The sequence below is a fragment of the Listeria valentina genome (assembly GCF_011800755.1).
In the GTDB taxonomy this organism is placed as follows: domain Bacteria; phylum Bacillota; class Bacilli; order Lactobacillales; family Listeriaceae; genus Listeria; species Listeria valentina.
In genome coordinates, this window is the sequence record NZ_JAATJW010000084.1 from 1 (window position 1) to 7,526 (window position 7,526).

Annotated in this window: 7 protein-coding genes; 5 read left to right on the forward strand and 2 right to left on the reverse strand. The window is 40.2% G+C overall.

Features of this window, described 5'->3' with window-relative positions; genetic code table 11:
• Window positions 1-82 precede the first annotated feature (82 nt).
• The 3 genes from fabL (at window position 83) to HCK02_RS12690 (ending at window position 3,057) form a co-directional block, all read left to right on the forward strand.
• Window positions 83-829, forward strand: coding sequence for an enoyl-[acyl-carrier-protein] reductase FabL (gene fabL, locus HCK02_RS12680; protein WP_115754006.1), 747 nt, complete (start codon window positions 83-85; stop codon window positions 827-829).
• A 176-nt stretch (window positions 830-1,005) separates the two neighbouring features.
• Complete coding sequence (gene ntdP / locus HCK02_RS12685) at window positions 1,006-1,533, forward strand: nucleoside tri-diphosphate phosphatase (protein ID WP_115754005.1); 528 nt, start codon at window positions 1,006-1,008, stop codon at window positions 1,531-1,533.
• 126 nt (window positions 1,534-1,659) lie between these two features.
• Complete coding sequence (locus HCK02_RS12690) at window positions 1,660-3,057, forward strand: PA2928 family protein (protein WP_167630475.1); 1,398 nt, start codon at window positions 1,660-1,662, stop codon at window positions 3,055-3,057.
• A gap of 29 nt (window positions 3,058-3,086) precedes the next feature.
• Here the strand turns inward: HCK02_RS12690 and HCK02_RS12695 are convergent, their stop codons facing one another.
• Both HCK02_RS12695 and HCK02_RS12700 read right to left on the reverse strand, forming a co-directional pair.
• Entirely contained in the window at window positions 3,087-4,166 is a 1,080-nt protein-coding gene (locus HCK02_RS12695) for an aromatic acid exporter family protein (protein ID WP_115754003.1), read from the reverse strand.
• 78 nt (window positions 4,167-4,244) lie between these two features.
• Window positions 4,245-5,543 carry a glutamate-1-semialdehyde 2,1-aminomutase gene (locus tag HCK02_RS12700; RefSeq protein ID WP_167630476.1) on the reverse strand — a complete coding sequence of 433 codons (1,299 nt, stop codon included), beginning with the start codon at window positions 5,541-5,543 and terminating at the stop codon, window positions 4,245-4,247.
• A 149-nt stretch (window positions 5,544-5,692) separates the two neighbouring features.
• Between HCK02_RS12700 and HCK02_RS12705 the strand changes: the two genes are divergently transcribed.
• Window positions 5,693-6,637: an NAD(P)-dependent oxidoreductase gene (locus HCK02_RS12705; protein WP_167630477.1), complete on the forward strand. Its 945-nt coding sequence runs from the start codon at window positions 5,693-5,695 to the stop codon at window positions 6,635-6,637.
• Window positions 6,638-6,717: 80 nt separating this feature from the next.
• Window positions 6,718-7,161 carry a peroxide-responsive transcriptional repressor PerR gene (gene perR, locus HCK02_RS12710; RefSeq protein WP_115754000.1) on the forward strand — a complete coding sequence of 148 codons (444 nt, stop codon included), beginning with the start codon at window positions 6,718-6,720 and terminating at the stop codon, window positions 7,159-7,161.
• Window positions 7,162-7,526: the final 365 nt, after the last annotated feature.

Below are 7,526 nucleotides of genomic sequence, written 5' to 3' on the forward strand. Positions count from 1 at the left end.
TTATTCCGTAAGGAAAAGAAATGAAACATTTAGGGAAGATCATTTATCTTTCTAAAATATATTTTACGAGGAGGAAATAACAATGAATAAAGTAGCACTCGTAACGGGAAGTAGTCGCGGGTTAGGACGCGAAATCGCATTAAAACTAGCAGCAGAAGGATATGACATCGCAGTGAACTTTGCGAGAAGTCGGAAAAAGGGAGAGGAAGTCAAACTTGAAATCGAGCAAATGGGGCGTCGTTGTGAGCTTTTTCGGGCCAATATTGGCGATGTAGAAAAAATGCGCGCGATGTTTGCTGAAATCAAAGAAAAATTTGGACGCCTCGATTTATTTGTTAGCAATGCCGCAAGTGGTGTTTTAAAACCGCTCATGGAGCTTCAAGAAACCCACTGGGACTGGACGATGAATATTAACGCCAAAGCTTTGCTGTTTGCTAGTCAAGAAGCCGCGAAATTGATGCAAGAAACGGGAGGCGGGAAGATTATCGGTTTGAGTTCGATTGGAGCCATTCGCTACTTGGAAAACTACACCACAGTTGGCGTTTCAAAAGCAGCAGTTGAATCCTTGACGAGATATTTGGCGGTTGAACTTGCTCCCCTTGGAATTGCGGTCAATACGGTTTCCGGAGGTTTGATCGAAACGGAGGCGCTTGATCACTTCCCGAATAAAGAAGAATTGATTCAAGATGCGATTGATAAAACACCAGCAGGAAGAATGGTTCAGCTAAATGATTTAGTAAACACGGTTCTATTTCTTGCAAGTGAGCAAGCGGATATGATTCGCGGGCAAACGATTATTGTGGATGGTGGACGAACTTTACTTGTATAATGTAACAAGCCTTGGATGGTTTTAAATCGTCCAAGGCTTTCTTTGTGTTCTTGAAAAAGTGGTTTTCTAGGGTTATTCGTATTTTTGAAGGAGTTTATAGTTTTTTTGTGTCATTTTTTTATGCTATAATACAAAGTGAACCGTTTCTAGTACATGAAGAAAGTAGGAAAGCGCATATGTACTTGCCTAAAGAAAAAGAAATTATTCAAATCAAAAGCTACAAGCATAACGGTAAACTTCATCGTACTTGGAAAAAAACAGTTGTCCTTAAATCAACGGAAAATGTGATCATCGGCGGAAATGATCACACGCTAGTTGTAGAATCAGACGGAAGAAAGTGGGTTACCCGCGAACCTTCCATTTGTTATTTTCACAGCGATTATTGGTTTAATGTCATTTCAATGATTCGAGAAGACGGCTTATATCATTATTGTAATCTTGGAACACCATTTGCAGTGGACCGTGAGGCGCTCAAATACATTGATTACGATTTGGATATCAAAGTTTTCCCGGATGGGCGATTTCATTTGCTTGATGAGGGCGAATATGAACAGCATCGTCGCCAAATGAAATATCCGGATTCGATCGATCGTATTTTACGAAAAAATGTGGATATTTTGAGTCACTGGATTCTTGATAAAAAGGGACCTTTTTCGAAAGACTACATTGACATTTGGTACGAAAAGTACAAGGAATACCGTTGAAGTCATTACTGACGGACCCTAGGCCCATAAAGTTTTGATTGGGCTTAGGGTTTTGCTGTTGTTAACTAACTGAATTTTTACACAAAACGACAAAAAGAAAGTGAACTAGCAAAAGGGGGAGAGAAATTGGAGTTAACATTTTGGGACCGAATTGTACGCGCTTTTCAATATGATCACGCGATTTGGCATAACATCTTTTTAACGATTATTTATGTGATTGCAGCGGCTTGCGTATTTTTTGCAATCCGATATATTCGAGGATTGATTCAAAAAAAAGAGCGTTTTTCGATTGCCGCTTTTTTATCTATTTTAATTGTACCGCTTGCCTTTCCTGTGGCTTTGTTTTTAATTTTATCCATTGCGCTTGGCGGAGCAAATTCTGTTACACCAGGACAAAATATGGTTGCATTTAAAACTTCGGATGGAAATGATGCCGTTGCGATTTCGACAGCTAATTTTCTAGCCAATGAAACAGGACGATATGGTACGTACGGAAGCACGCGGTATTACGCGGTTGCGCTGTCACCAGAAACAGGAGAAGAAATCTGGCAAACGAAGCTTGAACAAGGCGGGGAAGCAGAATTGCTCGGGAAAACAGGAGATAAACTTTGGTATTTTACGGGGAATGGCCTTCAAGTGATTGCCTTAAAGTCAGGGAAAACTTTAGCGAAAACAACCGATTTTAAAGGAATTCAAAATCAATTACCTAAACAGTATAAAAATTATATCGTAAAAAACCAGTTTGTTTATTTCAAAGGATTAGATGGTCAATTTTATCAAATCAATCCTAAAAATTTAACAGGGCAAGTAGCGAAAGGTGGAATCCAAGCAACGGATTTTCCCGAAAGCTCAGTAGGTGGAAAACACTTTGAAACCACTCAAATTACGACAAATCCAGAAAATAATCAATTGCTCGCTTTCTTGTCGGATAAAGAAATGCAGTCCATTCAGTCAGGTGGAGATATTGAAACTGACATGGAAAACGAGCGTTCCTACCTTTATCAAACAAAACTTGTCGAACAAAATAAAGTAGCTGTTTCTCCCAAACAAAAAGTTTCACAACAAGCTTTTATTGCGGGTGAATTCATACTGGATCCTAACAAAAAACGACCACCGAATGACGCATTTCATAAGCTCACTGACTTTGAAAGCCAAGTAACTGATACAAACAGCAGTTCATATTCAGCTGAATATATTCGCTTTGCTAGACTAACAGGAGGACTAGGATTGTCAACCAGTTCGAAATATTTGCCGCTTACGACAAGTAAGGGAGACTGGCTGATTTGGCATTGTGAAACGACGGAGATGGCTTCCAACTTGAAACTAAGTGCCTTTAATCCGAATACAAAGACAGTCAGCTGGACGACAGATTTACATACTTCGAGCATTTCGAATACCGCGCGCCAAGGTGATAAACTGACGCTTCTTTCTAACGGTTACTTGCTTGAAGTCAATTTAAAGAATGGCAACTTAAAAGGCTATAGTTTTAAAAATGATCGCTTTTTCAGCAAGAAACCCGAATAAAAACGCTGCAGGACTAGCCTGCAGCGTTTTTATTCTTCAGTGACGCTAATATCAATTTGGTTGTCTTCTTGGTGTCTTAATTTGAAACTGTGAATTAATTTTTCTAAGTAATCTACCGTTTCCTGATAAGCGAAAATAGAAGCGATAATCCGCATCAAGTGATACTCATCTAGTTCACGCGTCTCATCATCCAATTTCAGTTCATTAATAAATAAATCCATCAATTCTTTTGGATCCTGAGCCAAATGGTCTTCCACATAATCAACATCCACAGCAACTTTATCAATATAAGTAAGAAGCAGTTGTTCGTGTTTGTCCGTTAAATAGTCAATTTGCTGCCTGATGAGTTCTTGTTTGAGCGGAGCTAGAAGCAAATAATCATTTTCATAGCGATGCTGAATTTTTAATAAATCAATCGCTTTTTGTGAACACAGAATCATCTGCCGATAAATTGCGATCTTTCGTGACTTTGCGAGCATCTCTTTTTTACGGAACGAGCGCTCTTCTTTAAATAAATCATATTGATTACGAATTTGCGACATTTGATTTTGCATCCAGTTCATATCTTTTTTCAGAAGAGGAAAATCCGCCGCGTGACGTAAATTCAATTTGATCCATTTCATAATCTCGCTATTTGTCGTATAAATCTGTTGGTAAAGCGTAACTTCGTATTTCGGTGGAATAAAAATCAAGTTCACAATAAATGCCGCTACAAGCCCCAACATAATCGTCCCAAAACGAATGAGTGCTGTCTCGAGAAAGCCGTTTCCGGGAGAATCCATAATAATGACAAGCGTCACAACAGCAAGACCAATTGTGTTTTCGAGCTTTAATTTCAGCAACAGCGCCACACAAATGATCGAAGCAACACCGATTAAAATGAAGTCATTCCCGATATAGAGTCCGAACAAAATGGCGATCACGGCTCCGATTACATTCCCTTGAGCACGTTCTAAAATGGTTAAATAGGAACGATAAATCGAGGGCTGAATCGCAAAAATAGCGGAAATACCTGCGAGCGCCGGTGAAGGCGACTTACAAAGCTGCGCAATAAAAAGTGCGAGCGAGATAGCAATTCCGGTTTTTAGAATTCGAGCTCCGAATTTCATGCGAAGTAATTCCTTTCTAAAGTGTCCAAAAACACTTTTTTCTTATTATAACCCGACTTACTCATTAATAACATGATTTTACTTATTTTCCGCCATTTTTTTGAAAACACGCCGAACCGCTTCGAGGGTTTCTTCAATATCGCTTTCCGTATGAGCCGTTGTGACAAACCACGCTTCATACTTCGACGCCGCAAGCAAAATCCCTTCCTCACGCATCCCCTTAAAGAACTGAGCAAAAGCTTCACCATCCGTATTTTGCGCATCTTCATAATTTCGAACCGTTTTATCTGTGAAAAAGACGGTTAAGGCGCCGACAATTTGATTAACCGTAACAGGAATTTGATATTCTTTTGCCGCGCTCAAAATCCCTTCTTTTAACATCCGGCCCAATTTTTCAAAGCGGTCATAAAGACCTTCTTCTTGAAGCACTTCAAGGCAGGCGATGCCCGACTGAATGGAAGCTGGGTTCCCAGCGTGCGTTCCAGCTTGATAAGCCGGTCCAAGCGGAGCCACTTCTTCCATAATATCCAAACGACCGCCATAAGCTCCAATTGGAAGCCCACCGCCGATAATTTTTCCAAGTGCCGTTAAATCAGGCGTTACATGTAAATAATCTTGCGCGCCTCCGTACATAAAGCGAAATGCCGTAATGACTTCATCATAAATCACGAGCGCACCAGCTTCATGTGTCATTTCATTCACTTTCTCTAAAAAGCCAGGTTCCGGACCAACAATCCCAAAGTTCCCAACAATCGGTTCAACGAGAACGGCTGCCACTTGATCGCCCCAAACATTAAGAGCTTCGCGAAAAGCCTCCAAATCATTAAATGGAACCGTGATTACTTCGCGCGCAGTTGCTTGCGTCACCCCAGCAGAATCGGGTGTTCCGAGTGTAGAAGGACCAGAACCAGCTTCCACAAGCACAAGATCGAAGTGGCCATGATAAGAACCGCCAAATTTGATGATCTTTTCACGTCCCGTATAAGCACGAGCCACCCGAACAGTTGTCATCACAGCTTCCGTACCAGAATTTGTAAAGCGAACCTTATCGAGCGAAGGGATCGCTTCTTTCAACATTTTGGCAAACGTGATTTCGTGCTCCGTTGGTGTCCCGTAAAGAACGCCTGTTTCTGCCGCGTGCGTGATTGCCTTTGTGATATGCGGATGCGCGTGCCCAGTGATGATCGGACCAAAAGCAGCTAAATAATCAATGTACTTATTCCCATCAACATCATAAAAATAAGCGCCACTTGCAGATTTCATCGTAATCGGAACACCGCCACCAACACCTTTGTAAGATCGGCTTGGGCTGTTAACCCCACCAACAATGTGTTTTTTCGCTTCTTCGTGTAGCTCTTCAGATTTCGAGTGATTCATCTTTACATCTCCTTTTATATCAGACAGGTTTCCCTGCTCGTCTCCTCTATTCTATGAAAAATAAAGCGAAGTCGCAACTTGAAAGGGCAAGATCATTGCTGTTTTTCGAAAAAAGTCATACACTGGGTAAAAAAGGGGAGGTAGACTTAATGAAAATTGTTTTCACTATGGCAATTCCAGAAGAATTGCAAAAAGAATTCGCTGGACAATTTAAAACCGACGAAATCCATTACACAGACCGTCTAGAAAGCTTTCCTGAACTAAAAGAAGTCGAAGTAATCGTCACATACGGCAGTGACCTCACAGAAAAACTGATCCAAGAAGCAACAAATCTCAAATGGATCATGGTGTATTCAGCGGGCGTTGACAGCCTTCCGAAAAAAGCCATCACAAGCCGGCAAATCAAAGTCACCAATGTGCGAGGCATCCACGCCTACCCAATGGCCGAATTTGTAATGGCTTATTTGCTAGACGATGTAAAGCAACTAAGTTTTTTCAACACTGCACAGCGGCAAAAACGATACGCATCCGAACACCCGGTAGTGGAACTAGGCAAAAAAACCATCGCTGTTGCCGGAACCGGAGCAATCGGCATCCAAGTAGCACGCTTTGCTAAAATGTTCCAAATGAAAACGATCGGGTTTAACACCACCGGCCACAAAGCAGAATCCTTTGATGAAACCTACCCGCTAAATAACCTATCCAAGTCCGTTCCAGAAGTAGACTATTTTGTTTCCATCCTTCCGAAGACGAAAGAAACAGATAGCATCTATGGAAGGAATTTTTTTGCAAGCCTTGCTGACCATGCTGTTTTCATTAATATTGGCCGAGGAAACGTAACCGCAAAAGAAGTGCTCGAAGAAGCTATCCAGAAAAAAGCCATTCGACATTTTTATTTAGATGTCTTTCCAGAAGAACCTCTGCCGAAAGAAAGCCCATTATGGGAAGCCGAAAATGTAACTTTGACTCCGCACGTGTCCGGCCATACCGACCAGTATCTGAAACGTAGCTTTCCCATTTTTGCTGAAAACATGATCCGATTTAAGAAAAACGAATCCTTAGTGAATGAAGTAGATTTAAAGCGAGGCTATTAAACCCTATTATTGACATAATAGAAGAGTATCCAGTAAAATAATAGAAGTATTAAAATTATTTTAATTTAGGGAAGGAGTGCATGGCGGTGTCTAGTACTCAATTAAAAGAGTCAATAGATGTCCTCAAACAGTCTGGAGTCCGTATTACTCCTCAACGTCATGCTATATTAGAGTTCTTAATTAATTCACATTCCCATCCTACAGCGGATGAAATCTACAAGGCCTTAGAACCTGAATATCCGAATATGAGCGTTGCGACAGTTTACAATAATTTACGTGTGTTTCGCGATGCAGGGTTAATTAAAGAATTATCTTATGGTGATGCTTCGAGCCGTTTTGATTTCACTACGTCCAATCACTATCATGCGATTTGTGAAAAGTGTGGAAAAATTGTAGATTTTCATTATCCAGGTTTAGATGAAGTAGAACACTTTGCAGCTTCTGTTACTGGATATGAAATTAATAAGCATCGTTTGGAAGTTTATGGAATTTGTCCAGAGTGCCAGGCTAAAGAAAAGCATTAATTGAATAACTTAAAAGTGTGCAACAATGAGTTGTACACTTTTTATATGCAATTTTTATGCAGGAATAGGCCTGTTAAACTTGATTTTACATTTTTATTCATAATTTTGTTGACATCCTCTTATAAACTTGGTATATTAGTTCTCGGCGCTACTAATTGCGACGTTTTTAATTTAAAAATGAATAAAAAATAAATTAAAAAATTGTTGACAGATCAGCGTTTGAATGATATGATTTAAAAGTCGCGAAAAACGAATTCACTTTCAAAATGAAACTGATTTTTGCAACTAAATGACCTTTGAAAACTGAACAAAAAGAAGACGAAAAAGCGATGAAACAGTATGTTTCACCAATCAATTCGCAGGGC